14 protein-coding genes are annotated in these 16,594 nt (G+C 71.0%); 11 read left to right on the plus strand and 3 right to left on the minus strand.

Going from position 1 to position 16,594, the window contains the following annotated elements; translation table 11 throughout:
- Nucleotides 1–217: 217 nt before the first annotated feature.
- The 3 genes from OG266_RS26515 to hutI are packed head-to-tail and all read left to right on the plus strand — an operon-like array spanning nt 218 to nt 3,965.
- The gene (locus OG266_RS26515) at nt 218–1,420 is read left to right on the plus strand and encodes an allantoate amidohydrolase (RefSeq protein WP_371552964.1); all 1,203 of its coding nucleotides are present in this window, start codon (nt 218–220) and stop codon (nt 1,418–1,420) included.
- The gene (locus OG266_RS26520; protein ID WP_371548774.1) at nt 1,417–2,751 is read left to right on the plus strand and encodes a formimidoylglutamate deiminase; all 1,335 of its coding nucleotides are present in this window, start codon (nt 1,417–1,419) and stop codon (nt 2,749–2,751) included. The genes OG266_RS26515 and OG266_RS26520 overlap by 4 nt, the downstream gene beginning before the upstream one ends.
- A 44-nt stretch (nt 2,752–2,795) precedes the next feature.
- Complete coding sequence (hutI, locus tag OG266_RS26525; RefSeq protein ID WP_371548775.1) at nt 2,796–3,965, plus strand: imidazolonepropionase; 1,170 nt, start codon at nt 2,796–2,798, stop codon at nt 3,963–3,965.
- Here hutI and OG266_RS26530 read toward each other — a convergent pair.
- Together OG266_RS26530 and OG266_RS26535 are read right to left on the minus strand one after the other, a co-directional pair.
- Complete coding sequence (locus tag OG266_RS26530) at nt 3,958–5,478, minus strand: RICIN domain-containing protein (RefSeq protein WP_371552966.1); 1,521 nt, start codon at nt 5,476–5,478, stop codon at nt 3,958–3,960. The two genes, hutI and OG266_RS26530, sit on opposite strands and share 8 nt — an antisense overlap.
- A 337-nt stretch (nt 5,479–5,815) precedes the next feature.
- Entirely contained in the window at nt 5,816–6,709 is an 894-nt protein-coding gene (locus OG266_RS26535; RefSeq protein WP_371548776.1) for an RNA polymerase sigma factor SigF, read from the minus strand.
- A 250-nt stretch (nt 6,710–6,959) separates the two neighbouring features.
- Between OG266_RS26535 and OG266_RS26540 the strand changes: the two genes are divergently transcribed.
- The 6 genes from OG266_RS26540 to OG266_RS26565 all read left to right on the plus strand — a co-directional run bounded on the left by OG266_RS26540 (nt 6,960) and on the right by OG266_RS26565 (nt 12,525).
- A complete protein-coding gene (locus tag OG266_RS26540; RefSeq protein WP_266460561.1) occupies nt 6,960–7,328 on the plus strand; it encodes an STAS domain-containing protein in 369 nt (122 codons plus the stop codon).
- A gap of 206 nt (nt 7,329–7,534) precedes the next feature.
- Complete coding sequence (locus tag OG266_RS26545) at nt 7,535–8,128, plus strand: ATP-binding protein (protein ID WP_371548777.1); 594 nt, start codon at nt 7,535–7,537, stop codon at nt 8,126–8,128.
- 180 nt (nt 8,129–8,308) lie between these two features.
- Nucleotides 8,309–8,998 (plus strand): LPXTG cell wall anchor domain-containing protein, encoded by a 690-nt coding sequence (locus OG266_RS26550; RefSeq protein ID WP_266460567.1) that lies wholly within the window; start codon nt 8,309–8,311, stop codon nt 8,996–8,998.
- Nucleotides 8,999–9,029: 31 nt separating this feature from the next.
- Nucleotides 9,030–10,010, plus strand: coding sequence for a hypothetical protein (locus OG266_RS26555; RefSeq protein ID WP_371548778.1), 981 nt, complete (start codon nt 9,030–9,032; stop codon nt 10,008–10,010).
- A gap of 26 nt (nt 10,011–10,036) precedes the next feature.
- Nucleotides 10,037–11,164 carry a hypothetical protein gene (locus OG266_RS26560; protein ID WP_371552968.1) on the plus strand — a complete coding sequence of 376 codons (1,128 nt, stop codon included), beginning with the start codon at nt 10,037–10,039 and terminating at the stop codon, nt 11,162–11,164.
- A gap of 26 nt (nt 11,165–11,190) precedes the next feature.
- Nucleotides 11,191–12,525: a hypothetical protein gene (locus OG266_RS26565; protein ID WP_371548779.1), complete on the plus strand. Its 1,335-nt coding sequence runs from the start codon at nt 11,191–11,193 to the stop codon at nt 12,523–12,525.
- Between the two features lie 76 nt (nt 12,526–12,601).
- On the opposite strand, the gene OG266_RS26570 is transcribed toward OG266_RS26565, so the two are convergent.
- Nucleotides 12,602–14,098: an oligopeptide:H+ symporter gene (locus OG266_RS26570; RefSeq protein ID WP_371548780.1), complete on the minus strand. Its 1,497-nt coding sequence runs from the start codon at nt 14,096–14,098 to the stop codon at nt 12,602–12,604.
- A gap of 487 nt (nt 14,099–14,585) precedes the next feature.
- Here OG266_RS26570 and OG266_RS26575 point away from each other — a divergent pair, with 487 nt between their 5' ends.
- Both OG266_RS26575 and OG266_RS26580 read left to right on the plus strand, forming a co-directional pair.
- Nucleotides 14,586–15,263 (plus strand): response regulator transcription factor, encoded by a 678-nt coding sequence (locus OG266_RS26575; RefSeq protein WP_037748267.1) that lies wholly within the window; start codon nt 14,586–14,588, stop codon nt 15,261–15,263.
- Between the two features lie 45 nt (nt 15,264–15,308).
- On the plus strand, nt 15,309–16,586 hold the full coding sequence (locus OG266_RS26580) for an ATP-binding protein (protein ID WP_266460582.1): 1,278 nt from the start codon (nt 15,309–15,311) through the stop codon (nt 16,584–16,586).
- The last annotated feature ends 8 nt before the right edge of the window (nt 16,587–16,594 follow it).

A 16,594-nucleotide genomic window follows, 5' to 3' on the forward strand; every position in this document is an offset into this window, starting at 1 on the left:
GGCTGGTGACCGTCCGCAGTCCGTGGTGGCAGCGGCCGGTGACTGCTCCCAGCCTGTGGTGGCTGCGGCTGGCGAGGGTCCGCAGCCCGTGGCCGCAGCGGCCGGAGACCGTCCGCAGCCCGCGACAGCAGTCCCCGGCGCCCACGCGCAGCCCGCCGCATCCGGCGGCGCGTCCCTACCCGGCCGCCCCGTACCGGCCGCCGCCTCCTTCCACGACATGTGGCGTGACCTGAAGCCCATCGGCCGGCACCCCGACTCCGGGGGCTACCGCCGGTTCGCCTGGAGCGGGGCCGACGCCGACTGTCGGGACTGGTTCCGGGGGCAGGCCGAGGCTCGTGGGCTTGACTATGAGGTCGACCGGAACGGGAATCAGTGGGCCTGGCTCGGGGATTCCGGGGCGGGGGACGCCGTAGTCACCGGGTCCCATCTCGACTCCGTGCCGGACGGCGGGGCCTTCGATGGGCCCCTCGGGGTCGTGTCGTCCTTCGCCGCGCTGGACGAACTGCGCGCACGCCGCGTGGAGTTCACCCGGCCCCTCGCCATCGTGAACTTCGGGGACGAGGAGGGCGCCCGGTTCGGGCTCGCCTGTGTCGGGTCGCGGCTCGCGGCCGGGCAGCTCACCGTCGAGCAGGCGCACCGGCTGACGGACGCCGACGGCATCACGCTGCCGCAGGCCATGGAGCGGGCCGGATACGACCCGGACACCATCGGCCCGGACCCCGAGCGGCTCGCCCGCATCGGCGCCTTCGTCGAGCTGCACGTCGAACAGGGCCGCGCACTGGACCTCTCCGGCGACCGCGTCGGCATCGCGAGCGCCATCTGGCCGCACGGCCGCTGGCGGTTCGACTTCCGGGGCGAGGCCAACCACGCGGGCACCACCCGGCTCGTGGACCGCCGCGACCCGATGCTGCCGTACGCGGAGACGGTGCTGGCCGCGAGACGAGAGGCCCGACTCGCGGGCGCCGTCGCCACCTTCGGCAAGATCGCCGTCGAGCCGAACGGCGTGAACGCCATCCCCTCCCTCGTCCGCGGCTGGCTCGACTCCCGCGCCGCCGACCAGGCGAGCCTGGACACGGTCGTCACCGGCATCGAGAAGGCGGCCCGCGAGTACGCGGAGGCGCAGGGCGTCGAACTCGACGTCGTCCGCGAGTCGTTCACCCCCGTCATCGAGTTCGAGCACGCCCTGCGTGACGAGCTCGCCCGCATCCTGGGCAAGGAGACGGACCTGAGGGTCCCCGTCCTGGGTACCGGCGCCGGACACGACGCCGGAATCCTCTCCGGGACCGTCCCGACCGCCATGCTGTTCGTACGCAACCCCACGGGCGTCTCGCACTCCCCGGCCGAGTACGCCGCCGAGGACGACTGCGTGGCCGGGGTGACCGCACTCGCCGACGTACTCGAAGGGCTGGTCCGCAGGTGACGCAGACGTACTGGCTGGAACACGCCTGGCTCGACACCAACGTCGAGCCGGGCGTGGCCCTCGACGTCCACGACGGCCGCATCACCGCCGTCCGCACCGGCGTCGACACCCCGCCCCCCGGCGCCGAGACCCTCCGCGGCCTCACCCTCCCCGGGCTCGCCAACGCCCACTCGCACGCCTTCCACCGCGCCCTGCGCTCCACCGTCCAGGTCGGCTCGGGCACCTTCTGGACCTGGCGCGAGATCATGTACTCCTTCGCGGACAGGCTGACCCCGGAGACCTACCACGCGCTCGCCCGCGCGGTGTACGCGGAGATGGCGCTCGCCGGGGTCACGGCCGTCGGCGAGTTCCACTACGTGCACCACGCCCCGGGCGGCACCCCCTACGCCGACCCCAACGCGATGGGCGAGGCGCTCATCGCGGCCGCGGCCGACGCCGGGATCCGCATCACCCTCCTGGACACCGCGTACGTCTCCTCCGGCTTCGGACAGCCCCCGAACCGGCACCAGCTCCGCTTCTCCGACGGCAGCGCGGACGCCTGGGCGGAACGCTCTTCACTTCTCAAGGACCGAGATCACGCGCGGATCGGTGCGGCCATCCACTCCGTACGGGCCGTGCCGGCCCGGCAGTTGGCGACGGTGGCGCGGTGGGCCGAGGAGCGGCGGGCCCCGCTGCATGTGCATCTGTCCGAGCAGACGGCGGAGAACGACGCCTGCCAGGCCACGCACGGCCGCACCCCCACCCAGCTGCTCGCCGACCACGGCGTCCTCGGCCCCCGCACGACCGGCGTCCACAACACGCACCTCACGGATCAGGACATCGCCCTGATCGGCGGCTCCGGGACCGGGACCTGCATGTGCCCGACCACCGAACGGGACCTGGCCGACGGCATCGGGCCCGCGGCCGCCCTGCAGAACGCGGGCTCGCCGCTCTCCCTCGGCTCCGACAGCCACGCCGTCATCGACCTCCTCGAAGAGGCCCGCGCCATGGAGCTGAACGAGCGCCTGCGCACCCGCACCCGCGGTCACTGGACGGCGGCCGCGCTCCTCCGCGCCGCCTCCGCGGACGGCCACGCGGCCCTGGGCTGGGACGGCGCGGGCATCCTGGAGCCGGGCGCGCTCGCCGACTTCACGACGATCGCCCTCGACTCGGTCAGAACAGCGGGACCGGTGCCGCGCCTCGGTGCCGAGACAGCCGTATTCGCCGCGACGGCGGCCGACGTACGCCACACGGTCGTGGGCGGCCGGCACGTCGTACGAGACGGCGCGCACACCCTCGTACCCGATGTGCCGACAGCTCTTGCGGATGCCGTCGAAGCCCTGCGCGCCTGAGCCCGATCGTCCCCCGCAGCCCGAGCCCCCACAAGGACGCCGCCATGACCACCGTCATCACCAACATCGCCAGCCTGGTCACCAACGACCCCTCCCTCGGTGACGGTTCCCCCCTCGGTCTGATCCAGGACGCGGCCGTCGTCATCGACGGCGACCGCATCGCGTGGACCGGTGATTCAAGAGAAGCACCCGCCACTGACAATCGGGTCGACGCCGGCGGCCGGGCGGTGATCCCGGGCTTCGTGGACTCCCACTCGCACCTCGTCTTCGCGGGCGACCGCACGCAGGAGTTCAACGCCCGTATGTCGGGCCGCAGCTACACGGCCGGAGGCATCCGCACCACCGTCGCCGCCACCCGCGCCGCCTCCGACGAGGACCTGGAACGCAACCTCACGCACTACCTCCGCGAGGCCCTGCTCCAGGGCACCACCACCTTCGAGACGAAGTCGGGCTACGGCCTCACCGTCGAGGACGAGGCACGGGCACTGCGCATCGCGGCGGCGCACACCGACGAGGTCACCTACCTCGGCGCCCACATCGTCTCCCCGGACTACGCCGACGACCCGGCCGGGTACGTGGCCCTGGTGACCGGCGAGATGCTCGACGCCTGTGCCCCGTACGCCCGTTGGGTCGACGTCTTCTGCGAGAAGGGCGCCTTCGACGGCGACCAGGCCCGCGCGATCCTCACGGCGGGCAAGGCGAAGGGCCTGCACCCGCGCGTCCACGCCAACCAGCTCTCCTACGGCCCCGGCGTCCAGCTCGCGGTCGAACTGGACGCGGCGAGCGCCGACCACTGCACACACCTCACGGACGCCGACGTGGACGCCCTGGCGAGCGGCAACACCGTGGCGACCCTGCTCCCAGGCGCCGAGTTCTCCACCCGCGCCGAGTGGCCGAACGCCCGCCGCCTGCTCGACGCCGGCGTCACCGTGGCCCTCTCCACCGACTGCAACCCGGGCTCGTCCTTCACCTCGTCCGTCCCGTTCTGCGTCGCGCTTGCGGTACGGGACATGGGCATGACCCCCGACGAGGCCCTCTGGTCGGCCACGGCCGGCGGAGCCCAGGCCCTGCGCCGTACGGACATCGGCCGCCTGACCCCCGGCGCCTACGCCGACCTGGCGATCCTCGATGCCCCGAGCCATGTCCACCTCGCCTACCGGCCGGGCGTTCCGCTGGTGTCGCAGGTCTGGCGGCGCGGGGTTCCGGTCACCTAGCGGTGGAGCCCGCCAGCCACCGCTGGTCGTCGCGGCCCTGGTCCCTGGCCAGCGCAAGCCGGTCGCCGTACGGCGTGACCACGTGGTCCCGGGCGATGTCCGGGCGGATCGTGCCGCGCGAGTCCACCGTGAAGTGCAGGTTCTTGCCGTTGGGCTCGTAGTCGTCGGCGGCCGAGCACTCCCAGATGCCGACGCCCCTGTCCGTGGAACCCCGGCTGTCCAGGCAGAAGCGGTCGTCGGCGTACGACTGGAGGACGCCGCGGCCGGTGTCGACACGCCACATCTGGGTGCGGGACGAGGTGCAGCGGGCCGTGACGACGTCCGTGCCCAGGTCCATGACGCCGTCGCGGATGTCGAGGCAGAGCCCCGAACCGGCGTTCACGACCTGGGCGTAGGTGCCGTTCGGGGGGTGCGGGGTCGGCGACGGCTTCGGTGTCTTCGAGGGTGTCGAAGTGGGCCTGGGAGACGGGGACTTGGTCGTACGACTGGGCGACGGAGAAAGAGACGGGGACGGGGACACGGACGGCGACGGAGTCACCGACACCGTCGCGGTCACCGTGACCGGGGGCGGCGCCGCCGGAGTGCTCACCGCGCTCGCCGCCTGCCCCGGCTCCGATCCGCCCGACGTCAACAGGAACAGCAGCAGCGGCGCCACCGCGACGCCGAGCGCGGCAGACGCGAGGACGAAGCGCCGGGAAGGCGGCCACGAGGAGGACGCCGGACTCCGGGCGGGAACCGTCTCGCCTCCGTGGCCCATGACGTACGCGGCGCCGCCCCACGGCAGCAGCCCCTCGGCCAGCGCCGTGCGCGGGGTGTCGCGCAGGGCGCCCAGCTCCTCGTAGGCGGTGGCGCAGTGCGCGCAGTGCGTCATGTGGGCGTTCAAGTCGGCGCTGTAGCGCGGGTTCTCGGGGTGCGCCGCCTCCTCGATCAGCCGCCGGAAGTCCTGGCAGCGCGGGTTGCCGGAGCGGGCGAGGCGGGTCTTCAGACAGGCCTGGCGCAGGGCCTGGAACGCGGGCTGCTTGCCGTACGCCACGTCCTGCGGCACGGCCCCGAGGAGAGCGGTGGTCCTGACGTCGGGCACCTCGTCGACGACGCCGTACCAGATGAGGCCCTGGACACGGCTAGGGAGCGACTGGAACGCGTCGAGCATCGGCGGGACGGGCCCGTCGGGGCTGCTCGTCCGGCGGAGCAGGGCGAGCAGGCCCGGATCGAGGCGGCTCGCGCGATGGTCCAGGGGCGCGGCCCAGGATGCGGCCACCCGGCCTGCCAGGAGCAGCAGTTGGTGGCGCCAGGGCCCCGGCGGGTCGATGCCGCGTGCCGTGTCGCGGGCGGCGAGTGCGAAGGCCTGCGCGGTGAGCTGCCGTGCGGCGGACTCGCCGACGGTGCACAGACGGGCGTACGAGAGGACCGCGGGCCGGTGCCTCAGGCGTAGTTCGCGCAGCGCCGGATACGCGGTCGGGGTGTCGGCGCGCAGCAGTTCGGTGAGCTGTGCGTCGGATGCCGTGGAGTACATGCCACTCCCGGCGTCCTGGGAGTCGTACCCGCCGTACCCGTCATCCCCGCCGCGCCCGCCGAAGCCGCCGTCCGCGCCGTACCCGTCTTCTCCGTCGGTCCGGCCGGCCCCAGCCATCCCCGTGCCTCCTCGCACCCCGTGCTCTCCGCTCGCCGGTGTCCTGGAGTACCGGCGGGTACGGGGGTGCCCATCGTGGTGGAAGGCAACCTGTGGGGAAAGAGGTTTCCCGGGGTAACCGCGGCCGCTGCCAAGCTGTAACCAGGTCGGGCGCCCCGGTAGTTGGGGGCGCCCGACCTGGTTACAGCTGTCGCACGCGGCCGGTGGCCGCGGGGGACCGTCACTCTTCGACGGTCAGCCCCTTCCGCAGCCGCACCAGCGTCCGCGAGAGCAGCCGGGAGACATGCATCTGGGAGATGCCGAGTTCGTCGCCGATCTCGGACTGGGTCATGTTGGCGACGAAGCGGAGGGCGAGGATCTGCCGGTCGCGGGAGGGGAGTTCGGCGATCAGCGGCCTCAGCGATTCCACGTACTCGATGCCTTCGAGTCCGTGGTCCTCGTAGCCGATGCGGTCCGCGAGCGCGCCCTCGGAGTCGTCCTCCTCGGGCTGGGCGTCCAGCGAACTGGCCGTGTACGCGTTTGAGGCGGCCATGCCTTCGACGACCTCTTCGTTGGAGAGGTCCAAGCGCTCCGCCAGCTCTCCCACCGTCGGCGCGCGATCGAGTTTCTGGGCGAGTTCGTCGCCCGCCTTGGCCAGGTCGAGGCGGAGTTCCTGCAGCCTGCGCGGTACGCGCACCGACCACGACGTGTCGCGGAAGAAGCGCTTGATCTCGCCGACGATCGTCGGCATCGCGAAGGTGGGGAACTCGACGCCGCGGCTCATCTCGAAGCGGTCGATCGCCTTGATCAGGCCGATGGTGCCGACCTGGACGATGTCCTCCATCGGCTCGCTGCGGGAGCGGAACCGAGAGGCGGCGAACTTGACCAGTGCGAGGTTGAGTTCGACCAGCGTGTTGCGAACGTACGAGTATTCGTAGGTGCCTTCTTCGAGGGACTCCAGCCGCTCGAAGAGTGTCTTGGACAGGGCCCGGGCGTCCACCGGCCCCACCTGGTCGTACGGGGGGATCTCCGGAAGGCCTTCTAGTCCGTCGGGTTTCCCGATGAGTCGCGGGTGTTCCGGCGGGGGAGCCGACGTCGCCGTCTGGGTATGCGATTCGTCGAGCCGGGGTGACATGGTGTCCTCCATCGTTCTCGGCATATGGCCGCCGATGCCAATGCGTGCACTGCGGTGTGCGGCGCCTCCAAAGCCGGTCGTGTCGAAAAGGTGTCTCTACTAGCCCTACCCGCTCCCGCGCGGTTGTTGCAAGTGTGCTTACTTGTGAAATGTCCGTTTAATGGCGGTTGTTCGGGTGTCGGGGTGTGTAGAGAAGGCGTAGTGTTCGAGTGCCTACATCAGCAGTCACGACGCTCAGGAGAGAGACGGCATGGACCGCGGGACGGTCGGCAGCGCGCAGTCGGGTCGGCTTCTTGTCGAAGTGCGGACAGAGGGCCTCAGTGCCGTCGTGACCCCTGCGGGTGAGCTCGATCACCACACGGCCGATTTGTTGCGTGAACCACTCGATGCGTGCCTGGAGAAGGGGTACGCCCGCCTGGTCGTCGACTGCTCGCGCCTCGAGTTCTGTGACTCCACCGGACTCAATGTGCTGCTCGGCGCCCGGCTGAAGGCCGAGGCCGCGGGTGGCGCGGTCCATCTCGCCGCGATGCTGCCGGTGGTGGCCCGGGTCTTCGAGATCACCGGGGCGGAGGCCGTCTTCACGGTCCACGACAGCCTCGCCGCGGCCCTGGCCGTCTAGGCGGACCGGGTGGATCGCGTCACAGTGATACCCCAGTTGTCCCTGCGTGATCGGCGGGTTACGCGCGTCACGGGTTTCGGGTCGAATAATTGGGTGTTCGGACGGTTCGGTCGGGCAGGAGACTTTCTGACTGCGTCCGCCGCCGCAACGTACTGAGTAGTGAAGTCTTGAATTGTGAATGGGTGAATCGGTGAGGTGAAGCGCTGATGAGCACCACCCGGCCCTACCCGCCGGGAGACCGCGGCCCGGAGTCGGGCGACGGCGGCGCTTCCGCGGTGTCCGGCACCGGCAGTGGCATCGACAGTGGCAGTGGCACCGGCACGGGCGGTGCCACCGGCACTGGCACCGGCACGGACACCGGCACCAGTAGTGCTACTGCCACCGGCACCGGCCGCCAGGCCCGCCGCCTCAGCTTCGACGGCCAGAGCGGTGTCGTGCCGCTCGCCCGCGACTTCGCCCGCCAGGCGCTGAACGCGTGGGGCTGGCTGCCCGCCGCGACCGCCGACCGCCGCGCCGCCGCCGAGGACGTCCTCCTGGTCGTCTCCGAACTCGTCACCAACGCCTGCCTGCACGCCGAGGGTCCGGAGGAACTCCGGATCGCCTGCGACAACAAGGTGCTCCGCGTCGAGGTCTCCGACCGCGGCGCAGGACAGCCCGCCCCGCGCACCCCGCACCGCGCCGGGCGCCCCGGCGGCCACGGCATGTTCATCGTGCAGCGACTGTGCCTGGACTGGGGAGTTGTCCGCACTCCGGGGGGCGTGGGCAAGACCGTCTGGGCCGAACTCGGGGCACCCGCATAGCCCCTGGCGACTCCCACCTTGTGTTACCCCGGGTTCGAACCCTCATTCGCGCCCTTCCCGTACGTCATCGAACGCGCGCCGGATCTCCTCACATCCGGCGCGCGCTTTGTCTTCCCTCCACAAGTCCCCGGGCGTACCTTGACGGCCGATCTGATGTTCCGTCAGGAATGAGGCCCCGAGGTGTCGTACCGGACGTACCAGAAACGAACCGCCGCGCTCGCGTTCGCCGCGGCCCTGGCCGGCTCCGCGGTGCTGATGGCCGCCCCCGCCGCCCATGCCGACGTGGTCGACGTCAACTACGAGTGCAAGACACCGATCGGTGACAAGAGTGCTGTGTCGCCCATCGACATCAAGAGCGTCAAGAGCGGCAGCGGCTACAAACTCACCATGTCCTGGCAGAAGGGCGTCTCGTCGAGCCCGGTGGAGCTGGGAAAGGGCTCGATGAAGCCGAGTGCCGTGATCAAGCTGGGCGGTGCGGACACCGGGACGGTGGCCGTGAGCGGTCCGGCCAACGCGGCCGCGATCCCTGCCAACACCCCCATCAAAATCAGTGACTTGAGCGGTACCTACACGCCGAAGGAGACCGGCAAGGTCACCTTCACCGCGGGCGTGCTGACCATCAAGGCGCTGGGCACCACGACCACCTGCACCCCTTCGAACAGCCCCAAGCCCTCACTCACCCTCGACGTCACGGCCGCGGGCGGCGGTTCGGGCGAGACCCAGAGCGGCTCGGACTCCGGCGGCGAACTCCCGCAGACCGGCCCCGAGGACTCGGCGATCGCCCTCGGCACGCTCGGCGGCACGGTCCTGCTCGCGGGCGCGGCGGGTGTGCTGTGGCTGACGCGCAGGAACCAGGCGGTACGCCGCTGACCGGCCCCCGTACGACAAGCAGGAGCCGCTGATGCCGTACGTACTGCCCGCCGCCCGCGTCCTGGGCCTGACCTTGCTGTTGCTGGGCATGGCACCCGTGGCCGTGGCCGACGACGGCTGGTCCGTGGTGCCCTCCGCGAGCGCGCCGGAGGGCCGGCCGTACGTCTACGCGGAGGGCGCGCCCGGCACGGTCCTCCAGGACTCGGTGTCCGTACTCAACCCGGGCGCGCAGCCGCTCACGGTCCGGCTGCGCGGCGCGGACGCGGACAACACGGCGGGCGGCGGGTTCACGATCCGGGAGAAGCCGACGGACGCGGGCGCGTGGATCAACTTCGCGGGGAAGGCGGACGGACGGCGGGTCCCCGTACGGGAGTTGTCCGTACGCGTCCCCGCGCACACCCGCGCCGACGTCCCCTTCACGCTGAGCGTCCCGGCGGGCGCGTCGCCCGGCGACCACCCCGGCGCGATCGTGGCGAGCGGCGACGGCGGGCGGACCTCGGCCGTCCGGATCCAACTGCGAGTGGACGGACCGACGTTGTCCGCGCTCACCGTCGAACACGTCACGGTGCGCGCGGGGCGCATCTCGTACGAGCTGGTCAACCGAGGCACCACCGCCCTCACCCCGCGCCTCGCCGTCCACGCCGACGGCACCCTCGGCGAGGTCCTCGACCGCGCCCCGCGCACCCTCCCCGTCGAACTCCTGCCGGGCCGCCGCGTCACGCTCAGCGAGCCGTGGCCCGACACCCCGGCGCTGGACTCGGTCGAGGTACGGCTGACGGTCACGGCGGCGGGCGGGGCGCGCGACACGGGGGCCGCGTCGGCGACGTTCGTGCCGTGGGGCGCGGTGGCGGGGGCCGGGGGCGCGCTCGCGACGGTCGCCGCGTTTCTCGTCGTACGGCGTCACAGGCGTCGTCCGCCGGGCGGTGTACGGCGTCACGGGCATCGCACGCCCGGCGGTGAGGCGTGCGAACAGCCGCGTGCGGAAGTCGAGTTGACGGGAGCGGTGTCGTGAGCGGTGTCGTGGGCGGCAAGGTGCGGATGACGGTGCTGGCGGCGGTGCTCGCGCTCCTCGTGCTGCCCCTCGCGGGGGCTCCCGCGGTCGGCGCGGAGAAGCCCTCCGTCAAACTGTCCAAGTCCCAGGCCGGGACGGGGGGTTCGATCACCGTCACCGGCAGTGGATGGCGGCCGAAGACGCTGCTGATGATGCTGATCTGCGGCCAGTCGGTGCCGTCCCGGGGTGTGATCGGCGGCACCAACTCCTGTGCCAACGCCGACGGCCGGGCCGTCACCACCGACGCGAAGGGCGACTTCAGCAAGGAGCTGCCGGTCGCCGAACCGCCCGAGCCGTGCCCGTGCGTGGTGCACGTCGCCACGGTCACGGGGGCGAAGGCGGAGGCGGACGCCATCTTCATGGTCGCCGGGCACTCGGTCGAGCCGCTCCCCGAGGAGGAGAGCGGCGGACGGCTCTCGGTGCTCACGGACACCCGGCTCGACGGTTCGAGCGGGCTGCTCACCTCGTTCGGCGCCCCGCCCTCCCGCACGCTCGTCTTCACGGTCGGCAACGTCGGCACCGCCGCCGTCAAGGACCCGGTCTTCCAAGTCGGCACCTCCCACGGTGTGTTCGCCCCGACGTGGGAGGAACAGCAGTGGCGCGGCACCGTCGAGCCCGGCAAGAAGGCGCAGATCGAACTCCCCGTCGAACTCGCGGCCGGGGCACACGGCGACTACACGGTCTCGCTCAAGTACGGCGGGAAGATGCTCGCCGAGCAGCCGTGGGGCGTGGGCCGCCCCTGGGGCGTGACGCTGTTCTGGATCCTGCTCGCCGTGGTCGTGCCGGCCGCGGTGTTCCGTATCGGCATGGCCGTGGTGGACCGGCTGCGGCCGCGCAGGCCGTCCCGGCGCAGCGGCAGTGGCCGTCGGCGCGGCCTGCGGCTGCCCGAACTCACCCTGCGCATGCCGAGGTTGAGCATGCCGTCGGCCACGAAGGCATCGACGGCACCCGAATCCCGTACGACCTCCACCTCGACTCCGACTCCGGCCCCGGCTTCGACGCGGACCCTTCCGTGGTTCACGCCGGACAGCGATCCGGGGATCCCGGCGGCCGGTCAGCTCTCCGCACCGCAAGAGAACAGTCCTACGACTCCCACGAGGAAGGGCAATACGTGAGTACGCAACGGAGAGTGGCACCAACGGTGGGGCGGAGAGCCGGCGCGGCCGGGATCGCGCTGGTACTCGGCGGCGCGGGCATCCTGCTCGGGGTGGCCGCGTCACCGGCGCAGGCCGCCGAGGTGTCGTACGCGACCAAGTGCATCCCGCCCGCGGCCTCGGGCCTCGACCCCGTCGAGGGCACCACAAAGGTGGAGATCACCGCACCGGCGACGGCGAAGGTGGGTGACGAGGTCGAGATCGTATGGAAGTTCACGCAGGCCGCCTCGAAGAACCCCGACCTCATCGACCTCCCGGAGGACTCGGTCAAGCCCACCGGAACCGTCAAGGCGGCCGGTGCGCAGACCGCGGACGTCCCGATGGAGGGGCCGCAGGAGAACCCGGCGATACCCAAGGGCGGCGACATGGTGCTGTCCGACATGACGGGCAAGGTCACGCTGACGACGGCGGGCGAGGTCACGCTGACCCCGGACGCGTACACCATCACCGCCTACTCGACGGACACCGTGTGCACGCCCCAGGAGGCGGTGCCGGCCGCGGCCACGATCACGGTGACGGACGACGGGGGCAGTACGACGACCTCGGGCGGGACGACCACCGACGGCGGGACGACCACCGACGGTGGCACCACGACCGATGGCGGCACGACCACCGACGGTGGCACGACGACCGGCGGGTCGACCGACGGCGGCTCGACCTCCGGCGGCGATGACGGTCAGACCGACTTCGAGGGCAAGACGGTGACCACGTCCTTCGCCTGCACCTCGCCGGGACCCGAGAAGATCGAATCCACGGCGACGATCAACGCCAAGAAGAACGGCGGGAGTTACGACCTCACGGTGAAGACCGCCGAGGGCGTGATGGACAGTCCCGCACCGCTGCCCGCGGGCGCGCTGAAGCCGTCCATGGTGATCACGGTCGGCGGCGACGACAGCGGCTCGCTCGAGGTCGAGGGCCCTGCCAACAAGGAGGCCCTCAACGCGGGCGACCCGGTCTCGCTCGAGGACATGACGGGCACGTACAAGCCGGGAGCGGACGGCAAGGCCACGCTCAGCCCGGGCGATCTCACGATCGTCGTGACGCTGAGCGCCGGGGCCGACCCGATCGCCATCCCCTGCAAGGCGACGAAGACCGGCGTCTCACTGGAACTCGACGTCGAGAAGCAGGACGGCGGCGTCTCCGGCGCGACGACGTCGGGCTCCGATTCGTCCTCGTCCTCGTCTTCTTCTTCGAGCGGCGGCCTGGCCGAGACCGGCGCGAACGACAACGGCGGGCTCCGGGCCCTCGGCCTGGTGGCCGGCACCGTGATCCTGCTCGGCGGCGCCGTCTTCACCTTCATGCCCCGTCGGCGCGTGCGCTGAGCCGACGCGGGAAAACCCGAAGGGCCGCCGCACCACTTGGTGCGGCGGCCCTTCGTACAGAAGCCTCAGGCGTACGTCAGCGGACGTTGCCCATGAGTTCCTTGACCTTGTTGCGGTACATCCACACCGCGACACCGGCGACCACGGCGAGCGTGGCCTCCAGGGCGACGATGCCCATCTTGTTCAGGTCGACCCCGGCGATGGAGAGCAGACCGGTCGTGGCGTCACCGGCGGTGACGGCCAGGAACCAGACGCCCATCATCTGGGAGGCGTACTTCGCGGGCGCCATCTTCGTGGTGACGGAGAGGCCGACCGGGGAGAGCAGCAGCTCACCGACGGTCTGCACGAAGTAGATCGCGACCAGCCACATCGCGGCGGCCTTGTGACCGCCCTCGGCGATGGACAGCGGAGCCAGGAAGAGGAAGAACGACGCACCGACCAGCACGAGACCGGACGCGAACTTCACGATGGTGCTCGGCTCCTTGCCGCGCTTGTTGAGCGCCAGCCAGAACCAGGCGAAGACCGGGGCGAGCGCCATGATCAGCACCGGGTTCACCGACTGGTACCAGGAGACCGGGAACTCCCATCCGAAGACGGTGTTCTGCGCCGAGCCGTCGGCGAAGATCGACAGCGTCGAACCGCCCTGGTCGTAGATCATCCAGAACACGGCCGCGGCGACGAAGAACCAGATGTAGCCGGACATCTTCGACTGCTCGGCGCGGTCCAGGTCCTTGTCGCGCTTGATCCGCACCAGGACCATGATCGGGATGATCACGCCGAGCAGGGTCAGCGGAACCAGGACCCAGTTCAGCGTGTAGTGGCCGGTGGTGCCGACGATCGCGTAGAAGACGACGGCGATGCCCGCCCAGATCGCGGCCTTGCGCAGCGTCGAGGACTTCTCCGCGGCGGAGAGCGGCGTCGGCACGATGGTGGAGCGCTCGGCGAGGTTGCGGCTGCCGATCAGGAACTGGCCGAGGCCGAGCGCCATGCCGAGCGCGGCGAGCGCGAAGCCCAGGTGCCAGTTGACGTTCTCACCGATGGTGCCGATGATCAGCGGCGCGGCGAAGGCGCCGAGGTTGATGCCCATGTAGAAGACCGTGAAGCCACCGTCGCGGCGCGGGTCGTCCGGGCCGTCGTAGAGGTGGCCGACCATCGTGGAGATGTTGGCCTTCAGCAGACCCGAGCCGATCGCGACCAGGCCGAGACCGGCGTAGAAGGTGCCCGACGCCGGCAGCGCCAGCGTCAGGTGGCCGAGCATGATGATTCCGCCGGCGACGGCGACGGTCTTGCGGGGACCCCAGACCCGGTCGCCGAACCAGCCGCCGGGCAGGGCGAGCAGGTACACCATCGACACGTAGACGGAGTAGATCGCGGTCGCGGTGGCCACGCTCAGGTGCAGGCCACCCGGTGCGACCAGGTACAGCGGGAGCAGAGCCCTCATGCCGTAGTAGGAGAAACGCTCCCACATCTCGGTCATGAAGAGAGTGGCCAGTCCCCGGGGGTGGCCGAAGAAGGTGCGTTCGAAACCGGGGGTGCCCGGGTTTGCCGAACCCTTCGTCAGGCTGGACGCCATGGTCGTTCCTTGCTGGTCGGGACGCGCGGAAGTGGGGTTGCGCGCCCGGTGGGGGCGGCCGGCACCGGCGGGTTCCGGCCGTCCGTCCCCACGCCCACGGGGAGTCCGCTCCGGATTGCGAAGCGGCGGAGGCCGACCACCGGGATCCACGCCCGCACGCTTTGACGCGCTCGGGCCCGGCCACAGGTCATTCCTTTCAAGGCTGGCGAATACCAGCCCGCACATAAAAGAGACCTTCAGCGTCAAATGCCCGCCAAAGGTCCCTGCAGTGCTACAGGCGTCTGGTCACCATACGACATGTCAATGCCGCATATGGAAGGACTTGAGAGATGGATCACAGGCGGTATTGGAACCACAGGAACCTATTCGAAGGTGTTTATCAAGATCGCCCCTCGCAGTCGCAGGTCGGCATCTCCAGGGCCGTAGGTAAGAATCACGGATGCCGATCACCCCGCGAGTGTCGTCCGCGGCGGACTACCATCAACCCATGACCCGTGTACTGCTCGCCGAGGACGACGCGTCCATCTCGGAGCCACTGGCCCGTGCCCTGCGCCGGGAGGGCTACGAGGTCGAGGTGCGCGAAGACGGACCCACCGCGCTCGACGCCGGCATCCAGGGCGGCATCGACCTGTGCGTCCTGGACCTGGGCCTGCCCGGTATGGACGGCCTGGAAGTGGCCCGCCGGCTGCGTGCCGAGGGGCACACCGTCCCCATCCTGATCCTGACCGCGCGCGCCGACGAGGTGGACACCGTCGTCGGCCTCGACGCGGGCGCCGACGACTACGTCACCAAGCCGTTCCGGCTCGCCGAACTGCTCGCCCGCGTACGGGCCCTGCTGCGGCGCGGTGCCGCCGAGCCCCAGCAGCCGCCGGCCACGCACGGGGTGCGCATCGACGTCGAGTCGCACCGCGCCTGGATGGGCGACGAGGAACTCCAGCTCACCGCCAAGGAGTTCGACCTCCTGCGGGTCCTCGTCCGGGACGCCGGACGCGTCGTCACCCGCGACCAGCTCATGCGCGAGGTCTGGGACACCACCTGGTGGTCCTCCACCAAGACCCTCGACATGCACATCTCCTGGCTCCGCAAGAAGCTCGGCGACGACGCGGCGAACCCCCGCTACATCGCGACGGTACGAGGCGTCGGATTCCGCTTCGAGAAGAGCTGACGGAGCCCTCCCGCCAGGCTCCAAGCAACCCGCCCGGAGGGCACCGTGCGTCGCCGTCTCATCCAGTCCACCCTCGCCGTGGTGCTCGTAGTGATCGCCGTCTTCGGCGTCTCCCTCGTGATCGTCGAGACGCGGACGATCGGCAGCAGCGCCCAGGAGAGGGTGGAGTCCGAGGCGCTCCGACTCGCGAGCATCGTGGACAGCCGGATCATCGGCCATGAGGACATCACCGCGGAGATCCTGAAGAACCAGGTCACGGACGAGCGGTACGCCGTGATCAGGATCCCGGGCCGGGAGCCGATCGAGATCGGGACCAAGCCCAGCGGTGAGGTCACCCACTACACGTCCAAGGGCGAGGAGGGCGAGACGGTCACCGTCCTGGAGCCGCGCTCGTCCGTGACGAAGGAAATCGGCCGTACGCTGCTGATCATCGCGGCGGTCGCCCTGCTCGCCATCATCGCCGCCGTCCTCCTCGCCGTACGCCAGGCCAACCGCCTCGCCTCCCCGCTCACCGACCTCGCGGAGACCGCGGAACGGCTCGGCTCCGGCGACCCCCGCCCGCGCCACAAGCGGTACGGCGTCCCGGAGCTGGACCGCGTCGCGGACGTCCTGGACGCCAGCGCGGAGCGCATCGCACGGATGCTCACGGCGGAGCGCCGGCTCGCCGCCGACGCCTCCCACCAGCTCCGTACGCCCCTCACGGCCCTCTCCATGCGCCTGGAGGAGATCACCCTCACCGACGACCCGGACACGGTGAAGGAGGAGGCGACGATCGCGCTGACGCAGGTCGAGCGGCTCACGGACGTCGTGGAGCGGCTGCTCACCAACGCCCGCGATCCGCGCACCGGCTCAGCAGTCTCCTTCGACCTCGACGAGGTCATCAAGCAGCAGCTGGAGGAGTGGCGCCCGGCCTACCGCAGTGCGGGCCGCGCCATCGTCAGCTCGGGCAAGCGGCATCTGCGGGCCGTGGGCACCCCGGGCGCGGTCGCCCAGGTCCTTGCCGCGCTCATCGAGAACTCCCTGATGCACGGCGGCGGCACCGTCGCCCTGCGCACCCGCGTCACCGGCAACCAGGCCGTCGTCGAGGTCACCGACGAGGGCCCCGGCGTTCCCCCGGACCTCGGCGCCCGCATCTTCGAGCGCACGATCAGCGGCCGCAACTCCACGGGGATCGGCCTCGCCGTCGCCCGTGACCTCGCGGAGGCCGACGGGGGCCGTCTGGAGATGCTCCAGGTGAAGCCCCCGGTGTTCGGCCTGTTCCTGTCCCGTACGCCCTTGAAGAAGCCGCCGACGGGCGAGGAGCCGGAGCCGACGGTCAGGTAGCGGTAGGG

The organism is Streptomyces sp. NBC_00554, from assembly GCF_041431135.1.
Lineage (GTDB): Bacteria > Actinomycetota > Actinomycetes > Streptomycetales > Streptomycetaceae > Streptomyces.

What these genes read in the sequence shown, in the direction of transcription:
- OG266_RS26515 (WP_371552964.1), top strand. Translation starts at nt 218, where the DNA reads ATGTGGCGTGACCTGAAGCCCATCGGCCGGCACCCCGACTCCGGGGGC.
- OG266_RS26530 (WP_371552966.1), bottom strand. Translation starts at nt 5,478, where the DNA reads ATGTACTCCACGGCATCCGACGCACAGCTCACCGAACTGCTGCGCGCC.
- OG266_RS26570 (WP_371548780.1), bottom strand. Translation starts at nt 14,098, where the DNA reads ATGGCGTCCAGCCTGACGAAGGGTTCGGCAAACCCGGGCACCCCCGGT.
- OG266_RS26540 (WP_266460561.1), top strand. Translation starts at nt 6,960, where the DNA reads ATGGACCGCGGGACGGTCGGCAGCGCGCAGTCGGGTCGGCTTCTTGTC.
- OG266_RS26545 (WP_371548777.1), top strand. Translation starts at nt 7,535, where the DNA reads ATGAGCACCACCCGGCCCTACCCGCCGGGAGACCGCGGCCCGGAGTCG.
- OG266_RS26555 (WP_371548778.1), top strand. Translation starts at nt 9,030, where the DNA reads ATGCCGTACGTACTGCCCGCCGCCCGCGTCCTGGGCCTGACCTTGCTG.
- OG266_RS26535 (WP_371548776.1), bottom strand. Translation starts at nt 6,709, where the DNA reads ATGTCACCCCGGCTCGACGAATCGCATACCCAGACGGCGACGTCGGCT.
- OG266_RS26560 (WP_371552968.1), top strand. Translation starts at nt 10,037, where the DNA reads ATGACGGTGCTGGCGGCGGTGCTCGCGCTCCTCGTGCTGCCCCTCGCG.
- OG266_RS26575 (WP_037748267.1), top strand. Translation starts at nt 14,586, where the DNA reads ATGACCCGTGTACTGCTCGCCGAGGACGACGCGTCCATCTCGGAGCCA.
- hutI (WP_371548775.1), top strand. Translation starts at nt 2,796, where the DNA reads ATGACCACCGTCATCACCAACATCGCCAGCCTGGTCACCAACGACCCC.